Annotated in this window: 20 protein-coding genes and 2 tRNA genes; 10 read left to right on the forward strand and 12 right to left on the reverse strand. The window is 67.3% G+C overall.

Annotated elements, in window-relative coordinates; all coding sequences use genetic code 11:
* Positions 1–28 precede the first annotated feature (28 nt).
* Positions 29–1,927 carry a glycosyltransferase gene (locus tag ON22_RS00765; protein ID WP_033244453.1) on the forward strand — a complete coding sequence of 633 codons (1,899 nt, stop codon included), beginning with the start codon at positions 29–31 and terminating at the stop codon, positions 1,925–1,927.
* Here ON22_RS00765 and ON22_RS37750 read toward each other — a convergent pair.
* From ON22_RS37750 to ON22_RS00795, 7 genes are all read right to left on the reverse strand, one after another.
* Positions 1,914–2,042, reverse strand: a complete 129-nt coding sequence (locus ON22_RS37750) for a hypothetical protein (protein ID WP_255218502.1) — start codon at positions 2,040–2,042, stop codon at positions 1,914–1,916. The genes ON22_RS00765 and ON22_RS37750 overlap by 14 nt on opposite strands.
* A gap of 132 nt (positions 2,043–2,174) precedes the next feature.
* Positions 2,175–3,026 carry an SDR family oxidoreductase gene (locus tag ON22_RS00770; RefSeq protein WP_033243856.1) on the reverse strand — a complete coding sequence of 284 codons (852 nt, stop codon included), beginning with the start codon at positions 3,024–3,026 and terminating at the stop codon, positions 2,175–2,177.
* A 269-nt stretch (positions 3,027–3,295) separates the two neighbouring features.
* Positions 3,296–4,012, reverse strand: coding sequence for a hypothetical protein (locus ON22_RS37755; RefSeq protein WP_231508528.1), 717 nt, complete (start codon positions 4,010–4,012; stop codon positions 3,296–3,298).
* A gap of 125 nt (positions 4,013–4,137) precedes the next feature.
* On the reverse strand, positions 4,138–5,130 hold the full coding sequence (gene glfT1, locus ON22_RS00780; protein WP_231508529.1) for a galactofuranosyltransferase GlfT1: 993 nt from the start codon (positions 5,128–5,130) through the stop codon (positions 4,138–4,140).
* On the reverse strand, positions 5,127–6,008 hold the full coding sequence (gene wzt, locus ON22_RS00785; protein WP_051157021.1) for a galactan export ABC transporter ATP-binding subunit Wzt/RfbE: 882 nt from the start codon (positions 6,006–6,008) through the stop codon (positions 5,127–5,129). The genes glfT1 and wzt overlap by 4 nt, the downstream gene beginning before the upstream one ends.
* A 13-nt stretch (positions 6,009–6,021) precedes the next feature.
* Complete coding sequence (wzm, locus tag ON22_RS00790) at positions 6,022–6,876, reverse strand: galactan export ABC transporter permease subunit Wzm/RfbD (RefSeq protein WP_051157039.1); 855 nt, start codon at positions 6,874–6,876, stop codon at positions 6,022–6,024.
* 204 nt (positions 6,877–7,080) lie between these two features.
* Positions 7,081–7,671, reverse strand: a complete 591-nt coding sequence (locus tag ON22_RS00795) for a bacterial proteasome activator family protein (RefSeq protein ID WP_174375533.1) — start codon at positions 7,669–7,671, stop codon at positions 7,081–7,083.
* Positions 7,672–7,841: 170 nt separating this feature from the next.
* Between ON22_RS00795 and ON22_RS00800 the strand changes: the two genes are divergently transcribed.
* Positions 7,842–9,044, forward strand: a complete 1,203-nt coding sequence (locus ON22_RS00800; protein WP_033243858.1) for a cysteine desulfurase-like protein — start codon at positions 7,842–7,844, stop codon at positions 9,042–9,044.
* Positions 9,045–9,063: 19 nt separating this feature from the next.
* Here the strand turns inward: ON22_RS00800 and ON22_RS00805 are convergent, their stop codons facing one another.
* A complete protein-coding gene (locus ON22_RS00805) occupies positions 9,064–10,062 on the reverse strand; it encodes an NAD(P)H-quinone oxidoreductase (protein WP_033243859.1) in 999 nt (332 codons plus the stop codon).
* Between the two features lie 323 nt (positions 10,063–10,385).
* Here ON22_RS00805 and ON22_RS00810 point away from each other — a divergent pair, with 323 nt between their 5' ends.
* Together ON22_RS00810 and ON22_RS00815 are read left to right on the forward strand one after the other, a co-directional pair.
* Positions 10,386–11,561, forward strand: a complete 1,176-nt coding sequence (locus ON22_RS00810; protein WP_033243860.1) for an alpha-hydroxy-acid oxidizing protein — start codon at positions 10,386–10,388, stop codon at positions 11,559–11,561.
* Between the two features lie 78 nt (positions 11,562–11,639).
* A tRNA-Ser gene (locus tag ON22_RS00815) sits at positions 11,640–11,724 on the forward strand.
* A 53-nt stretch (positions 11,725–11,777) separates the two neighbouring features.
* Here ON22_RS00815 and ON22_RS00820 read toward each other — a convergent pair.
* A complete protein-coding gene (locus tag ON22_RS00820; protein ID WP_033243861.1) occupies positions 11,778–12,047 on the reverse strand; it encodes a type II toxin-antitoxin system RelE family toxin in 270 nt (89 codons plus the stop codon).
* Positions 12,044–12,364: a type II toxin-antitoxin system Phd/YefM family antitoxin gene (locus tag ON22_RS00825; RefSeq protein WP_231508531.1), complete on the reverse strand. Its 321-nt coding sequence runs from the start codon at positions 12,362–12,364 to the stop codon at positions 12,044–12,046. The genes ON22_RS00820 and ON22_RS00825 overlap by 4 nt, the downstream gene beginning before the upstream one ends.
* 29 nt (positions 12,365–12,393) lie before the next feature.
* Here ON22_RS00825 and ON22_RS00830 point away from each other — a divergent pair, with 29 nt between their 5' ends.
* The gene (locus ON22_RS00830) at positions 12,394–12,663 is read left to right on the forward strand and encodes a type II toxin-antitoxin system Phd/YefM family antitoxin (protein ID WP_033243863.1); all 270 of its coding nucleotides are present in this window, start codon (positions 12,394–12,396) and stop codon (positions 12,661–12,663) included.
* A gap of 67 nt (positions 12,664–12,730) precedes the next feature.
* Positions 12,731–13,345, forward strand: coding sequence for a putative glycolipid-binding domain-containing protein (locus tag ON22_RS00835; RefSeq protein ID WP_255218503.1), 615 nt, complete (start codon positions 12,731–12,733; stop codon positions 13,343–13,345).
* A 51-nt stretch (positions 13,346–13,396) separates the two neighbouring features.
* Here the strand turns inward: ON22_RS00835 and ON22_RS00840 are convergent, their stop codons facing one another.
* Entirely contained in the window at positions 13,397–14,365 is a 969-nt protein-coding gene (locus ON22_RS00840; RefSeq protein WP_033244458.1) for a prephenate dehydrogenase, read from the reverse strand.
* 58 nt (positions 14,366–14,423) lie between these two features.
* Here ON22_RS00840 and ON22_RS00845 point away from each other — a divergent pair, with 58 nt between their 5' ends.
* The 3 genes from ON22_RS00845 (at position 14,424) to ON22_RS00855 (ending at position 15,585) form a co-directional block, all read left to right on the forward strand.
* Positions 14,424–14,963, forward strand: a complete 540-nt coding sequence (locus ON22_RS00845; RefSeq protein WP_033243865.1) for a tRNA adenosine deaminase-associated protein — start codon at positions 14,424–14,426, stop codon at positions 14,961–14,963.
* Positions 14,964–14,991: 28 nt separating this feature from the next.
* On the forward strand, positions 14,992–15,438 hold the full coding sequence (locus ON22_RS00850; RefSeq protein ID WP_174375535.1) for a nucleoside deaminase: 447 nt from the start codon (positions 14,992–14,994) through the stop codon (positions 15,436–15,438).
* A gap of 56 nt (positions 15,439–15,494) precedes the next feature.
* Positions 15,495–15,585: transfer RNA gene (locus ON22_RS00855), tRNA-Ser, on the forward strand.
* Between the two features lie 36 nt (positions 15,586–15,621).
* Here ON22_RS00855 and ON22_RS00860 read toward each other — a convergent pair.
* The gene (locus ON22_RS00860; protein ID WP_051157022.1) at positions 15,622–16,422 is read right to left on the reverse strand and encodes a ferredoxin reductase; all 801 of its coding nucleotides are present in this window, start codon (positions 16,420–16,422) and stop codon (positions 15,622–15,624) included.
* Positions 16,423–16,617: 195 nt separating this feature from the next.
* Here ON22_RS00860 and ON22_RS00865 point away from each other — a divergent pair, with 195 nt between their 5' ends.
* The gene (locus ON22_RS00865; protein WP_033243867.1) at positions 16,618–17,223 is read left to right on the forward strand and encodes a TetR/AcrR family transcriptional regulator; all 606 of its coding nucleotides are present in this window, start codon (positions 16,618–16,620) and stop codon (positions 17,221–17,223) included.
* Positions 17,224–17,247 lie beyond the last annotated feature (24 nt).

Here is a 17,247-nt window from a genome sequence, read left to right on the forward strand (position 1 = left end):
GTCGGCATATAAGGATTTCGAGGACTTCATGGACCAGTCGGCTATGCAGGCCGTTAGCGAGACGAACGAACACTCGGCGGTCGCGCCGGAGTCGCTGCGCGCCGAACACCATCGGGCACCGGACCGGCTGGTGCTGGCCCGGGGTATCTTCACCGGACCGTCACCCAAGATCAGCGACGAGCTGTACGCGGTGGTCAAGGGCCGCGCCACCCGCGAGCGGCTGAGCCTGCACCTGGAAAAGGGCGCCACCGCACACACCAACACCTACTTCGGCCGTTTCGCCGCCAGCTACTGGCAGCGCTGGACCGTGGTGACCGAAGTACAGGCGACCATGACCTTGGAGGTCGGCAAACACGCCAGAGTGCGGATCGTCGCCTCCGATATCGCCGGGCACCGCCGCATCGTCGGCAGCACCGAGGTCACCGCCGGCGGCCCGGTGACCTTGACCGCCCCACTGGATCAGTTCGTCGACGGCGGCGCGCTCTGGCTCGAATTCGATGCCGTCGGCGGGGAACTGGCCGTTTCGGATCTCACCTGGACCGCGCCGGCGCCCGACACCGTACGCCCGGTGGCCATCGCCATCTGCACCTTCAACCGCGCCCAGGACTGCGCCGAAACCGTCGCGGCACTGGCCTCCGACGAGACCGTGCTCGGCGCCCTCGACGCGGTGTACGTAGTGGACCAGGGCACTGATCTGGTGGAGAACCAGCCGCGGTACCAGCAAACCCGGCCCGCGCTCGGCGCGAAACTGCGCTATATCCGCCAGCCCAACCTGGGCGGCGCCGGCGGTTTCACCCGGGGGCTGTACGAGGTGTCGGCGGCCAACGAACACGCCGACGTCATCCTCATGGACGACGATATTCTGTGCGAACCCGAAACCGTGCTGCGGTTGCAGGCCTTCGCCAACCTCACCGTGGAACCGACCCTGGTCGGCGCGCAGATGCTGTTCCTGCTCAACCCCGACTACCTGAACGTCGGCGCCGAAGATGTGCACCTGCACAAGCTGATGCACGGCCAGAAGGTGCCCAAGGCACTGCGCAACACCAGCATGCTCAAGAAGAACCAGGAACGCCGCGTCGATGCCGGCTACAACGCCTGGTGGACCTGCCTGATCCCGGCCGAGGTCGTGAAGAAGATCGGGCTGCCGTTGCCGATCTTCTTCCAGTGGGACGATGTGGAATACGGGGTCCGCGCCCGCGAGCACGGGTTCGTCACGGTCACCCTGCCGAACGCGGCGGTCTGGCACGCGGACTTCTACTGGAAGGATTTCGACGACTGGGCCCGCTACTTCAGCACCCGTAACTCGCTGATCGTCAGCGCCATGCACGCCGACCTGGACGCCGGCACCGTCTCCCAGCAGTTGCTCCGCAATATCGGGGAGTACCTGGTCGGGATGCAATACGGTCTCGCCCACACCACCCTGCAGGGGATCGAGGATTTCCTGCAGGGGCCGCAGATCTTGCGCGACGGCGGCATCGATGTGCTGCGCCGGGCCCGCACCAGCCGCGCCGACTACCCGGAAACCGTGAAACATCCGGCGGCCACCCCGACGGTGAACTCCGCCGATATCCGGGTACGCCGAGCCGGGGCCGAACCGAGCCGGCTACTGGCAGTGCTGATCAAACGAGCGATCCAGCAGTGGACCGGCCGGGTGCAGTACGGGCTCATGGGAGTGACCCGCGAGGATGCGCACTGGTGGCATGTCTCGCTGTTCGACCATGTGGTCGTCACCGACGCCTCGCAATCGGGTGTGCGGGTACGTAAACGCGACAAAGCACGAGCACGCGCCCTGCTGCTGCGCACGCTGCGGGTCCTGCGCCGGTTGCGCAAAGAACTACCGACGCTGCAGGAGCGCTACCGCAGCGCCCACGCCGAACTCACCAGCCGCGAGAACTGGGAGCGGTTGTACGGCATCAACGGGAAATGAGCTGATCACGGGTGGAACCGGGGCGTTCCACCCGTAACAGCCGGTATCCGCGCACCGAGATCCGCGGTAGCGGGCTGCCCGCCACCGCGGTGCGGACCTTGCTTGCCGCACGCATGCGCCCACCGCCTGCTCGTCGAGAAGGGGAGGGCCGCACTGCTCGGTGGCAGCCACCTGTCGGCCGGGCGAGGTGAGGCGAGGGTCGCATCGAGTCCGTCGACGCGTAGCGGCGAGTGGGTGCCGCCGGTGATCAGAGGAAGAGATCCGTACTGAGCGGGCCGTCGCCGGGGGTTACGCGGTATTTGTCGAGGTCGGTGATGCCGTGGGCGGCCAGTACATCATCGTCGATGAAGAAATTTCCGGTGGTTTCGGCGGCCGGTGCGGTGAGCACCAGATAGGCCGCGTCGGCGTAGATATCCGGGGTCCGCGAGGTACTCACCATCTCCTCGCCGCCGAGGAGATTGCGTACCGCGGCGGTGGCGATTGTGGTGCGGGGCCACAGCGAATTCACGCCGATACCGTCGGATTTCAGTTCCTCGGCCAGACCCAGCGTGGTCAGCGACATACCGTATTTGGCGATTGTGTAGCCCAGGGCGGAACCCGCCCATTTCGGGTCCAGGTTCAGTGGCGGCGACAACGTGAGGATATGCGGATTACGCCCGGCCGCCGCGGATTTGCGCAGCTCCGGAATGCAGAGCTTGGACAGCAGGAAACTGCCGCGGCAGTTGATGTCCTGCATCAGGTCGTACTTCTTCATCGCCAGCGCGTCCGTGGGGGACAGGTCGATGGCGGAGGCGTTGTTCACCACCATATCGATCCCGCCGAAACGTTCGGTGGTCCGGCGGACGGCCTCGGCCACCGAATCGTCGAGCCGGATATCGCCGACGAACGGCAGTACCGTCCCGCCCACGGCCTCGATCTCGGCGGCCGCGGTGTGGATGGTGCCGGGCAGTTTGGGATGCGGCTGATCGGTTTTGGCGATCAGGGTGATATTCGCGCCGTCGGCGCCGGCCCGCTTGGCGATCTCCAGGCCGATGCCACGGCTGCCGCCGGACATGATCATCGTCCGCCCGCTCAGTGGTTTGCCTCCGGTTGCCGTCATAGCCTGCCCTTCTGTCGTCGCGGCCGCCGCCGCGCGATACCCAACGCGGCCGGCGCATGCGGTTCGAGCGTAGGCAACCGGCCGGGTATTGCCCAGAGGGCGCGCGATCATCGCAGGTCGGGCGCACCGTACTGCCGCACGGCTGTCGACTCTGCCGCCTCGCGCGGCGTTCGGCACCGCGATGTGCGGGACTACGGAAGAACGCGGGCGTCGGTACTACGCGGGCGCTCGGCGGGCCGGTACCGGCCCGCCGAGCGCCTCGCGCCGACTCACATCGAGGCCATAATGGCGAAATTGAGCACGACCATGAGCGCGACGAACGCCCACAGCACGTACATCACCACCATGCCGGGGGTCTTCTGCGGTACCGGCCCGAACGCGCCGTTCATGAAGATGATCGCGGGCGCCCGATAGTAGTAGCGAACCGCCTGCCCGGGCTGCACAGAAATCGGGGCCTCGGCGGGGCCCATATCGAACAGCCACGGCGTCACCACACGCACATGGTAGTTACCGGCGCCGACCGGGATATGGTTCGCGCCCCAGCGCGTATTCGGCACCTGCTGCCCGTTCACGAAAATTTTCGGTTTGGTGATGGCGAGCAGGAATTCTATGGGGGTGTAGGAACAGTCCACCGTGATGCCCGGTGGATCGTTCGGCGCCGCCTGTCCCGGCTGCTGACCGTACGGCCCGGGCTGCCCGCCGGGTCCGAACTGTGCCGGCGGCTGCCCCGGCTGCGGGTACGGTCCGCTCTGGAACTGTGGTTGCCCCACCGGCTGGGGTTGTGGACTGCTGGGGAACTGCGGTTGCCCGGTGGGCTGCCCGAATCCCTGCGGCGGCACGCCCCACTGCTGCTGCCCCTGTGGTCCCCCTGGTTGCTGCGGCTGCCCGCCCGGATGCGGTGCCGGCGGCGCGAACTGTGGTTGCGGCGCCGGGTACTGGCCGGGTGCGGGCATTCCCTGTGGCGGCTGACCGCCGGGGTAACTCATCGATCTCCTCCCGAATCATGCTGATTGCCAGCCGAACCTACCTGCTGGGGAGGAAACTCTCGCATCCGCCGTCAACCCCTGTTACGCATCGGTTGACCGATATGAGCAGTATGGGCGATCCGCGGTTAGTCCGGTTTCTGGAACTGCTCGTTGCGGCCGAGGCTGCGCAGGTGGAACCACTCGCGCAATCCGGCCGGATCGCGGCGGGTCACCAGGAAGAACCAGGAGAAACGAATCCATTCCTGCGGCAGCAGCTTTCGCATACCCGGCTGCGACATGAGATACCCGCGGTTGCGGTAGGTGAAATAGCGCTTCACCGGATCGTCCGGGTACTGGGTGTGCATCCGCCCGCCCAGGATCGGCTTGAATTCGGCGGCACCGTTCGGGTGCAGGTAGGCCGTTTGCAGGCAGGTGCCGAAGGGTAATCCGGAGCGCACCAGGCGCCGGTGGACCTCCACTTCGTCACCGCGGACGAACAACCGCAGATCCGGTACGCCGATCACATCCACGGCCTGCGCCGAGATCAGCGCGCCGTTGAACAGGGAGGCGATACCCGGCAAAAAGTCGTCGTCGCCGAGTTCGGAACGCCGCCGCCGCCACACCAGGCCGCGGCGCAGCGGGAAAGCCAGCCGGTCGGGTTCGTCGATATCGCAGACCACCGGCGAAACCTCCACGAGTTCGTGGCGGCGTGCGCAATCGAACAGCGTGGCAAGTACTTCCGGCCCGTCGGGGCGGCCGTCGTCGTCGGCCAGCCATACCCAGTCCGCGCCCAGGCTCAGCGCGTGCAGCATGCCGAGCGCGAACCCGCCGGCACCGCCGAGATTGTGCGCCGAACCGAGATAGGTGGTCGGCACCGGCTGATCGGCGACCAGTTCGGCCACCTCGTCCTCGTTCCCGTTGTCGACCACGATCAGATGATCGACCGGCCGCGACTGAGTCCCTACGGCTTTCAGCGATTCGGCCAGCAGGTCACGCCGCTTATGCGTCACCACCACGGCCACGACGACGGCGTCCGCGCTGTAGTCGACCGCAGGCAGTACCGCCGCTGCGGGGTCCGTCGGTACCGAGGGCTCCGCGTGGTCACGCTCCGCCGCCCCCTCCGGGCCTGACTCGCTCATACCTGGTTGTTCTCCAGTTCTCGTTCGCTGTCGGCCGGCTGCGGCTCGGGCTCACCGGCTCCGGCGGTGGAACCACCGGTCTTCTCCGCCTCCAGCTCACGCAATACGGTCGCCACATGATTACCCGCGTCCGGCCCTTCGTAGGCGCGGACCACTTCTTCGATTCCGCCCTGTAGCCGGATCTGGCCGTGGTCGATCCACATCGCGGAATCGCAGAGCTGGGCGAGGAATTCGTTGGAGTGGCTGGCGAAAACCAGGATGCCGGAGCGGGCGACCAGTTCCTGCAGCCGGATCCGGGCCTTCTTCATGAACTCCGCGTCGACCGCGCCGATCCCCTCGTCCAGCAGCAGGATCTCGGGGTCGATGGAGGTCACCACACCCATCGCCAGCCGGACCCGCATACCGGTCGAATAGGTACGCAGCGGCATGGACAGGTATTCGCCGAGTTCGGTGAAATCGGCGATCTCGTCGATTTTGGCCAGCATCTGCTTACGGGTCTGTCCGAGGAACAGGCCGCGGATGATGATGTTCTCGTACCCGGAGATCTCCGGGTCCATCCCGACACCCAGATCGAACACCGGCGCCACCCGCCCGCGGATGCGCGCGCTACCGCGCGAGGGTTCGTAGATACCGGACAGCAGTCGCAGCAGGGTGGATTTACCGGCGCCGTTGTGGCCGACCAGGCCCACCCGGTCGCCTTCCTTCAGCGACAGCGTGATGTCGCGCAGCGCCTCGACGACCACCACATCGGACTGGTTGCGGCCGATCGAACCGCCCGCCTTGCCCAGGAACGCCTTCTTCAGCGACCGCGATTTCGCGTCGAAAATCGGGAACTCCACCCACGCGTCGCGGGTTTCGATACTCACCTGATCGGTCATGACCGGCTGACTCCTAAACCCAGTAGGGCACGCGCGAACGGTACTTCTTCAGGGCGATCGCGGCGGCGATCCAGCCCACCACGGTAATCGCGCCGACGATCGCCCAGTGGTAGAGCTTCTGATCGTCGCCGAGCAGCGGCGCGCGCACGATCTCCAGGTAGTGGTATGTGGGGACGACTTCGGCTATCCGGGCCCGTTCGGCGACCTCGCCCCCCTGGGCCTCGAGGCTCTTGGTGCTCCACATCACCGGGGTCAGCACGAACAGCATCAGCGTCATACTGCCGAGGATGGGCGCGATATCGCGGTAGCGGGTGCTGAAGATACCGAACAGCACCGAAACCCACATGGCGTTCATGAACAGCAGCGCCAGCGCAGGTAGCGCGGCGATCGCCGTCCAGTGCAGATCGCGCCAGACCCCGAACAGCGCCAGGACCACGACATAGATCAGCAGATTGTGGGCGAAGAACAGCATCTGCCGCCACACCAGCCGGAACACGTGCACGCTCAACGCCGAAGGCAGCTGTTTGATCAGGCCCTCGTTGGCGATGAACACATCCGCGCCCTCGGTGATCGAGGCGTTGATGACGTTCCACACGATCAGGCCCACCGCGACATACGGCAGGTATTCCTGCAGCGGCTGACCGAGCAGCGCCGCGTACAGGATGCCGATCGCGGTGGCCTGTACAGCGGTCGCGATGGTGATCCAGAACGGGCCGATCACCGACCGCCGATAGCGCTGTTTGATGTCCTGCCAGCCGAGCGAGAGCCATAGTTCGCGCTGCCCGAAGCCTTCGCGGATATCGCGCCAGGCCCGCGCCCAGGACTGTGAATCGGGCTCGATCGGGGCCGGGGCCCTCACCTGGGCGATATCGGTATCGGCTACCGGGGTCTGCTCGGAACTCACGGGCTTCTCATCTGCGGCGGGAGTGTGGTCGGCGCGCACCGAGCTCTCGTCGGTGCTCGCCGGATCTTCAGGGGTTACCAGGTCGGGGCGAGCGGAAGCTGCAGGCACGGTGCACGACACTACCCCGGCAATACGATCCGGTAACGCCTGGCATATACACCACCGCGTTCAGAGGTATTGCCCGGTGCCCCCGATGGAGTGCCCCTGCTGACCGCCGCGGCCCTCACCGGCGTGGATCCCCGGCGGCAGGGCGCCCTGGCGCATCTGTTCGAGCTGTGCACGCGCGGCCATCTGCTGGGCGAACAGCGCCGTCTGGATGCCGTGGAACAAACCCTCGAGCCAGCCCACCAGCTGCGCCTGCGCGATCCGCAGTTCTGCGTCCGAGGGGACAGCGTCCTCGCTGAACGGCAGCGCCAGCCGTTCCAGCTCCTCGCGCAGCTCCGTGGCCAGGCCCTGCTCCAGCTCCCGGATGGAGGATTTGTGGATTTCGGCCAGGCGGGTGCGGCTGGCGTCGTCGAGCGGGGCCGCCCGAACCTCCTCCAGCAGCTGTTTGATCATGGTGCCGATCCGCATCACCTTGGCCGGCTGTTCGACCATATCGGCGAGCGTTTCGGTGCGGTCGCCCTCGGCCTCGTCGCCCGTGGAGTTCTCCCCGCCGGAATACGACGCGTTCGACGCGGCACCCGGCGGCAACACCAGCGGGCGGCCTTCGGGGCCGATCACGACAACGGGATCCGATGCGTCATCCGATTGCGTCATGTTCCCCATCATGTCGTGTTCGCGCCGAACGCGCTAAAGCCGGTGGTCGTAGTGGGGGTCGTGCCGGCCCCGCCGTCCGCGCCGAGTCGGCCCTGCCGTCCGCGGCAAGTCCCCGCACTGGGCCGGACCAGGGTTACCGGGCGGAGGCCCCTGGCCTTAAAGTGGCCTGCATGACTTACGACGTCGCGCGGGTCCGGGGACTGATCCCCGCCCTGGCCGACGGCTGGATCAACTTGGCTCCGCAGTCGGGCATGCTTGTTCCGGATTCTGTCTCCCGCGCGGTGTCGACCGGATTCCGCTCGTCGTCTTTCACCCATATCGGCCGGCACGGTGCCGCCAAACGCAGCGCGGAAATCCTGCACGACGCCCGGGTGGCCGTCGCCGATCTCGTCGGCGCCGACCCGAGCGGCGTCGTACTGGGGCCCGACCGCGCGGTTCTGCTGTCCTGGCTGTCCGAATCACTGAGCTCCCGGCTGGGACTGGGTACCGGGATCGTGCTGTCGCGCCTCGACGACGAGGCGAATGTCGCGCCGTGGCTGCGTATCGCCAACCGGTACGGCGCGCATGTGCGCTGGGCCGAGGTGGAGATCGAGACCTGTGAAATGCCGGCCTGGCAGTTCGAGGAACTCATCGGACCCACCGCGCGGCTGGTCGCGCTGACAGCGGCTTCCCCGATCGTGGGGTCGGCGCCGTCGGTGCGGGTCGCCGCGGAACGGGTGCACGAGGTGGGCGGGCTGCTGGTCGCCGATGCGGTCGGTGCGGCGCCGTACGCGATGATCGATATCGAAGACCTGAACGCCGATGTGGTCGCGCTGAGCGGTCCGAGCTGGGGTGGCCCGCAGGTCGGTGCGCTGGTCTTCCGGGATCCGGCGTTCCTGGACCGGATCCCGTCCATGGCGTTGAACCCGTACGCGAAGGGTCCCGAACGGCTGGAGGTGGGCGGGCACCAGTACGCGTTGCTGGCCGGGCTCACCACCTCGATCGATTATCTGGCCGGGCTGGACGAACGCGCCGAGGGGACTCGGCGGGAACGGCTCGAGATCTCGGTGACCTCCCTGCAGGACTACCACGACCAGCTGTTCGACCATCTGATGAGCACCCTGGACAAGATCAGCGGTCTCACCGTGATCGGCCGGGCGTCCACTCGTATCCCGACGGTCAGCTTCACTGTCGACGGTATGCAGGCGGAGAAGATCGCGGCCGAACTGGCCGATAAACGGATCGCCGTGCTCGCCGGCGCGCACGGCGGCAGCCGGTTGCTGGACGCGCTGGGCGTCAACGACGAAGGCGGTGCGGTGACGATCGGTCTCGCGCCGTACACCACCCGGCGCGAGATCGACCTGTTCGGGCGGGCGCTCGAATCCCTCGGCTGAGGTCCGCGGCGCCGGTGGATCAGCTACCGACCCGCAGAATCACCTTGCCGAATGTCTCGTGTTCGTCGAGCATTTCGTGCGCGCGTCCCGCGTCGGCCACCGGCACTTCGGCGTGGATCACCGGGACGATCTCCCCCTGCTCCAGCAGTGGCCAGACATGGGCGCGCACCTCGGCGATGATGTCGGCCTTGCTGCCGCGTCCGGTGGCCGGGCGGTCGCGCAGTTTGATCGCGCGGACGGTGCCCCTTTTGGCCATCAGTGCACCCAGGTTCAGGTCGGCGTTCACCCCACCCTGCATTCCGATGACCACGACCTGGCCGTCCAGGGCCAGCGCCTCGACATTGCGGCCCAGATACGCGGCGCCCATATTGTCGAGGATGATATCGGCGCCCGGCCCGCCCAGGCCGTGTTCGGCGCGGATCAGCTCCACGAAATCGTGCTCGCGGTAGTTGATCAGAACGTTCGCCCCGAGTTCCGCGCAGCGTTCGAGTTTGGCCGCCGAGCCCGCGGTCACCGCGACCCGGGCGCCCAGCTGCCGCGCCACCTGGATGGCGTGCGTGCCGATACCGCTGCCCCCGCCGTGCACCAGCAGTAGCTGGCCGGAGTGCAGACCGGCGGTCATCACCAGATTCGACCAGACCGTCGCGGCCACCTCGGGCAACCCGGCCGCCGCCGCGAGGTCCAGGCCGTCCGGCACCGGTAGCACCTGACCGGCGGGCACCACGACCTTCTCGGCGTAGCCGCCGCCGGAGAGCAGCGCACACACCCGGTCGCCCACCGACCATTCGCGGACACCATCGCCGACCTGTGCGATGACACCGGAGCATTCCAGCCCGGGGACCGGTGTCGTCCCGGCCGGCGGCGCGTAGAAACCGCGGCGCTGCAGCAGGTCGGCCCGGTTCACCCCGGCCGCCGCCACCTCGATCAGCACCTCACCGTGCCCGGCTACCGGGTCGGGTGCGTCCGACCACTCCATCACCTCGGGCCCACCGAAACCGTTCAAATTGATCGCGCGCATCGCCCCATAGTGCAACAGCGATCACCGAATAGGCGCCCGCGTACCTGTTGGCGAGTCATTCACCGCGGTGGTACGACGGCTCGGGCGGCGTGGTCCGCATGGCGGTGCTGTCAGCATCCACAGCGAGGTCGAACCGATAACAGTGACGCAGCCGGCACCGACAGTCGACGGTTCTTGTCCGGGTGAAGTCCGGGACCGCGTCCACTCCGTGGGCAGACCGTCGCGGAACCCGCACCGGTACCCGCCGTGGACGCGGGATACGGCTTGTAGGTCCTAGCCCATATCCGCCCTGGATCTGCTCGGCGGGGCTAGCGTGTGCGTGCGTGAGCAGCTTCATCGACTTCCAGAACGAAATCTACCTTCAGGGGATGGGCGGGGCGGTTCCCGAACTGCCGATGACGGCGGGCGGGTTCGAGAGCCGGGCCCGGGAGTTGCTCGACGCGCGCGCCTTCGCCTACGTGGCCGGCAGCGCGTCCAGTGAACGCACTGCCGCCGCGAATCTGGCTGCGTTCGAACGGTTCCGGCTGGTGCCGCGCATGCTGCGCGGTACCAGTGGCCCGGGCGCACGGGATACCGCCGTCGAGGTCCTGGGCACGAAACTCGCCGCGCCGGTGCTCACCGCGCCGGTCGGGGTGCTGGAGTTGCTGCACGAAAAAGGCGAGGTAGTGGTGGCGGGGGTCGCGCAGGAACTCGGGGTGGGCAGTGTGCTGTCCACGGCGTCCTCGTCGACCATCGAGGAAGTCGGTGAGGTGGCGCGGGACTGGTGGTACCAGCTGTACTGGCCGGCCGACGACGAGCTGGCCCGGTCGTTCGTCCAACGGGCCGAGCGGGCCGGTGCGCGGGCGATCGTGGTCACCGTGGATACGCCGTCGCTCGGCTGGCGCCCACGCGACCTCGAGCTCGCTCATCTGCCGTTCCTGCTGGGCAAGGGCATCGCGAACTACCTGTCGGACCCGGTTTTCCGCGCCAAGCTGCCCGCCCCGCCCGAGGAGAGCGAGGACGCCATGCGGATGGCGATCCTCACCTGGGTGGGTCTGTTCGGTAACCACACCCTGCGGCCCGCCGACCTGGCCAAACTGCGCGACTGGACCGAACTGCCGATCGCGGTGAAGGGCGTCCTGCACCCCGACGACGCCCGCCTGGTCGTGGACGCCGGCGCGGACGGGGTCTTGGTGAGCAACCACGGTGGCCGCCAGATCGACAACTCGATCGCCGCACTCGATGCGCTGGGCCCGATCGTCGCGGCCGTCGGCGACCGCGCCGATGTGCTCTTCGACTCCGGTATCCGGACCGGTTCCGATATCCTCACCGCGCTCGCCCTCGGCGCGAAAGCCGTCTGCTACGGCCGCCCCTGGGCCTATGCCCTCGGTATCGCCGGGGCACCCGGAGTCCGGCACGCGCTGCGTTTGCTGCTCGCCGATTTCGATTCCGCCATGGGCCTGTCCGGCTGCGCCGACCTCGCCGGAATCACCCGGGACCTGCTCGCCGTCCCCCGCTGAACCCGGGGATCGGTCCCGTCGGGGAGTGCCCGCCGGATTTCGGTTCCGGCCGGGGGTATCGGTTAACATCGAGGCCCTGGAGACGTGGCAGAGCGGCCGAATGCACTCGCCTTGAAAGCGAGAGTCGTGAGAGCGACCGGGGGTTCAAATCCCTCCGTCTCCGCTTTCGCCGTCCATGCGACCGCGGTGCGTCTCGGACGCACCGCGGGCTGCCGGTCATGTTCGGTAGATGTCGCGACGATGGTTGACGTCGACGACGGTGACCACCATCCGCTTGTCATCGACGCGATAAAGCAGTCGATATGTTCCGCGGCGTGCCGAGAATCGGTCGTCCAACGGCGGCTGTAGCCGCTTGCCGACGCGATACGGATTCTCGAGCAGAGGGCCGGTCATGAACTCGAAAGCCGCGGTGGCCACTGCTTCGCTCAGCTTCTCGGTCAGCATCCGGCGGACGGTCGGGGTCGTCTCCAGCGTGTATTCGGTCATGCACTGTGGCGCGTCATGGCCCGGCGATTGGCCATGGCCGTCGCCAATTCATCGGCTGTGACGGTTTCACCGCGCGCCAACTCGGCATCCGAGGCGACCAGTCGCGCGACGGTTTCCGGGTCGGAGAGCACTGCGATCGTCTCCTCGAGAGATTCGAGATCCTCGACGGCGACGAGCACCGCGGCCGGCTCACCGCGCACCGTGATGGTCACGCGTTCATGCTGGTTCCGAACCCGGCCAACGACCTCGGAAAGGGTCGCCTTAGCCTCCGCAAGTTTCATAGTCATAAGTGTGACCATTTCCCTGTCGTCGGTCAATTCCCTCCACCTCTGCCTACGCTGGCGATATGCGAAGGATCCGGCAGCGCGAGCTCCGCCACGGCAGCGACGAGATCCTCGCCGCGGTCGAACGCGGCGAGAGCTTCGTGATCACCCAGAAAGGAAATCCGGTCGCTGAGTTGACGCCGGTAACCCGGCGACGCTTCGTGCCGGTCGCCGAACTCGCCCGCACGTCCGCCCACCTGCCACGCATCGACTACGCCGAAGGGCGTGCAACGGCGGATTCGCTTATCGATCAGGAAGTGACCGGCGGCGACGCCACGGACCAGCCATGGTGATGAGAACGATCCCGGCTCAGCGTGCGCATCAGCATAGTTGGGTGGTCGGTTGCGTACGGTGGGACCCGTGACAGAAACGAGCGACGAAACCCCTGGTCCGGGCTCCGTGCCGGAGCCGGTGCGGTGGCCCGCTGTGCTCACCTGGCGCTCCCACGACTCCACCCGGATGGAATCGGTACGCGTAACCCTCAACGGCAACCGGATCCGGGCCGGCGGCCGCATCATCGGTGGGGGTTGCGGGGAGCATCCCGCGTTCAGCGCCTCCTATGACCTGGTCACCGACGAGAACGGGGCCACCAGACGGCTGTCGCTGCGAAGTACGACCGCGGCCGGGGAACGGCATGCGTCGATCGCGCGCGACGAGGAGAACTATTGGCTCATCGACGCCACCGGCGCCCATGTCCGATCGACGTTCGGTGGGGCGCTGGATGCCGATGTGGTGCTGAGCCCGTTCTTCAATACGCTGCCGATCCGGCGTTTCGGTCTGCAGCACGCGATGGAGGATGTCCAGGTTCCCGTGGTCTATGTGGGGCTGCCGGATCTGACGGTGCAGGAAGCCGATCTCACCTACAGCAGCGCGGGCGACGGGATCAGTGTGCTTTCGCCGGTGTCCAGTGCGACACTCACCGTCGATCCGGACGGTTTCGTCCTGGACTATCCGGGTTTGGCCGAGCGGATCTGATCGCTCGGCTCTGACTCGGCCGGGTGCCGACGCGTCTCGCCGAACGGCGGGTCAATTCGGCTCCGCCCCGGTGCCGAGGCGGGTGATCACGCCGCCCGTCCGGCCGGCGTCCCGCAGCTTCTCCAGCCAGCCCGGCGCACCCGGCTCGGTATCGGTGATTTCCCAGCGTTGCGCGGATTCGTAACGTTGCCGCGCCGCGTGCCCGGCGGCGGTGAGCTCGTCGAGTGAGGTCTGCGCGCTCAGCGCCTCCCGGGCTTCGGTGAGGGCGGTGAGTGTTTCGTCGAGTACCGCGAGCAGCGCGTCGGAGTTCGGTTCGCAGATCGCGCGCACCAGGCCGGGCGCGGTTGCCGCGACCCGGGTGCCGTCGCGGAAGGAACCCGCCGCCAGCCCCAGTGCGAGATCGCCGCCGCGTGCCCCGGCCACCGCCAGCGCTTCGGCCAGCACATGCGGCAGATGCGAGATCCGTGCGACGGCGCGGTCGTGCTCCGAGGCCGTCACCGGGACCACCACCGACCCGCAGTCCAGAGCCAGCCGCGTGACCCGGGTCCAGGCGTACGGGTCGGTACCCGGATCGACGCCCACCGCCCAGGCGGCGCCCCGGAACAGGCCGGGATCGGTGGCCTGCCAACCCGATTCGGCGGTGCCTGCCATCGGATGCCCGCCCACATAGCGTTCTTGCAGGCCGTACCGGCGCACCGCGGCCGCGACCGGGGATTTCACACTCACCACATCCGTGAGGGGGCACTGCGGCGCGTACTGCGCGATCGCGTCCAGCATCGGATTGACCGCCGGCATCGGCACGGCCACCACGATCAGGGCATCGGTTTCGGCGGCGCGGCCCAGTACCGCCGGGAGGTCACCGGAGACGTCGAAACCTGCTTCCTGGGCGGCCGCCACGCCCGGCGCCGATCGGTTGTATCCCCAGCCGGTGTAGCCCGCCGCGGCCGCTGCACGCAGCAGCGATCCGCCGATCAAACCCGTCCCGAGAACACAGAGCGCCGTATGGTTGTCAGCCGTCACCGGAACAGATTCGCATACGAGTTCATCTAACGGGCTCCAGCCGACTACCGTTGCGCCCATGGCAGCACAGCGCTCGGGCACGAACAGGGCGACGTCGGACGATTACGACGACGTCGAGGGGTTCGCGGTGGCCGTTGTCCGGGAAGACGGTACATGGAAATGCAGTCCGCTGACCACGGCCGCGCTCACCACACTGTCCGCCGCGGAGAACGAGCTCAAAGCACTCCGCTCATCCGGTGCGGTTTTCGGACTCCTGGACGTCGACGACGAGTTCTTCATCGTGGTCCGACCGGCTCCCAGCGGCACACAGCTGCTGGTGTCGGACGCGACCGCGGCGATCGACTACGACATCGCGGCCGATGTCCTGGAGAAACTGCATATCGAGATCCCCGATATCGACCCCGACGATCTGGACGATACCGAGCCGTGGGAGGAAGGTGACCTCGGCATTCTGGCCGATCTGGGTCTCCCCGAACCGGTATTCAGTGTGATCCTCGCCGAAACCGACCTCTACCCGGACGAGCAGCTCTCGATGATCGCCGAACGGCTCGGGTTCGCCTCGGAGTTCTCCGCGGTGCTCGACAAACTGCCACGTTGAGGTGAGCGGCCCGCTCTCCGACGCCGATATGGTGCGGGCGGCGCTGGCCGTCGCCGGCACCGCCGATCCGCGTGACGTACCGGTCGGCGCGGTGGTGTTCGACAGCGCGGGCCGCGAACTGGCCCGCGCCGCCAACGCGCGCGAAGCCACCGGCGACCCCACCGCGCACGCCGAGGTACTGGCGCTGCGCCGGGCCGCGGCGGTTCACGGTGACGGCTGGCGGCTCACCGGAACGACCCTGGCGGTGACTCTCGAACCGTGCACGATGTGCGCCGGCGCGTTGGTCGCGGCACGGGTGGATCGGCTGCTGTTCGGCGCGTGGGAACCCAAGACGGGTGCGGTGGGGTCGCTGTGGGATGTGGTCCGCGACCGCCGTCTCAACCATCGCCCCCAGGTCCGTGGGGGGATCCTGGAGGGCGAATGCGCGGCGGTCCTCGATGCGTTCTTTCGCTCCCAGCGTCGAGCCGGGACGTAAGCGCAGGTCGAGGCCCGATTTAGAGGATCGGCAACCGGTCCGGTATTGTGACGGGCGGTGGCGTGTCCGAGCGGCCTAAGGAGCACGCCTCGAAAGCGTGTGAGGGGTAACCCCCCTCCGAGGGTTCAAATCCCTCCGCCACCGCCACAACCTCTGATCCGGGAAACCGGGTCAGAGGTTTTTTCATGCTTCGGTGAGGTCCGCCGTTATCGCTCGGTGGGCTCGCGGCGCCTGATGGCGCTCGAGATGTAGGGAACATGTGGGGTTCACCCGGGGCAGGACGCGGGCCGCGGTTTCCTGCATCGGTAGAGGGCCGCAGACGTAGACGGCGGTACCCGGGTGTGCGCGGGCGAGTAGTTCGGCCATATCCGGGCTGCCGAATTCGTCGTCGGGCCGGATCTCGGCGTCGGGAAACTGGTCTCGGAACGGCATGGAGTCGGCGGAGCGGCCGGTGTAGATCAGTGTGCCCCGCCGCCCCGCCGCCCGTGCCATCGGCAGAAGCGCGGTGATGCCCATACCGCCGGCAATGAAGAGGTAGTTGTCGGCGTCGACGAACGGGTAGGTGTGGCGGGGGCCGTGAACGCGGAGAACATCGCCGCTGCGGAGGTTTTCGTGGATTTCGATCGAGCCGCCGTTACCGTGCGGCATGAGCCGTACGGCGATCCGGTAGGCGGAGCGGTCGCGTGGATTCCCGCACAGCGAGTATTGCCGCTGCCGGCCGGAGGGGAGGAAGAGATCGAGGTGGGCCCCGGGAAGCCAGGCCGGTAAGGGATCTCCCTCAGGGTCGACCAGGACAACGGCGACCACATCGGCTGTTTCCCGCTGGATGGCGGCAACGACGAGCCGGCGGTTGAAGCCGCTGTGCCAGAGCATTTTCGACCGCGGCAGCACCGTTGTCGGCCGATGCGTCACGAATATCGATCGGCAGGCATCCACTGCCGCGCCGATCATCTGTAGGCCGCGAGCCGGCGCCTGGGTGCCCATCAGCTGTGCCCCGATAGTCGGGGCGGAAGGTACACCAGCGAGAAACAAGCGGCTGCTTGGGTGGTCTGCACCATTCGGCGAATCTACACGGCAACATAATTAATGGCAATGTTGCAATATTGCGAGTGCAGGATAGGCGTTTGCGTCCTGGCCGATAGGTGTTTGCGCCGACGGCGCTCTTGCTAGCGTTAACCCATGTCCGCCGCGTACACATCGTCCCCAGGGCTGCAAGACGGTATCGAAGCCCGCATTCTGGACGCGGCGTTGATCAGATTCGGCGAGTTCGGGGTCAAGAAGACCACCATCGAAGACATCGCCCGCCAGGCCGGAGTCGACCGCGTCACCATCTACCGCCGCGTCGGCTCACGCGACGATGTGGTCCAGGCCGTGGTCAGTCGCGAGGTGGCCGCGGTACTCACCGAGGTCGATGCGATCTCCACCCGCCACCAACGCCTCGACGATATGATCGCCGATATTTTCGTCACCATCATCACCCGATGGCGCGAACACGTTCTCGTCCGGCGCATGCTCGACGTGGAACCGGAGCGAATCCTGGAAAAACTCACCATCGAGGGTGGTCCGGTATTCGCGATGTCGGTCGCCGCCGCCCACACCGCCCTGTGCCGCGCCGCGGACTCCGGCCTGCTCGTCGAACCGGCCGACCTGCTCACTCGCGCGGAACTGGTGTGCCGAGTGGTGCATTCGTTCATCCTCTGCCCCTCCGGCCTGGTCCCGCTGGAGTCCGACGAACAACTCGGCGAATTCGCCCGCACCTACGTGGTCCCCATGGTCACCGGCTGATCCTGTACCGCACGCCACGAATTG

Origin of the sequence: Nocardia carnea NBRC 14403, assembly GCF_000308515.1 — a bacterium.
GTDB classification, from domain to species: domain Bacteria; phylum Actinomycetota; class Actinomycetes; order Mycobacteriales; family Mycobacteriaceae; genus Nocardia; species Nocardia carnea.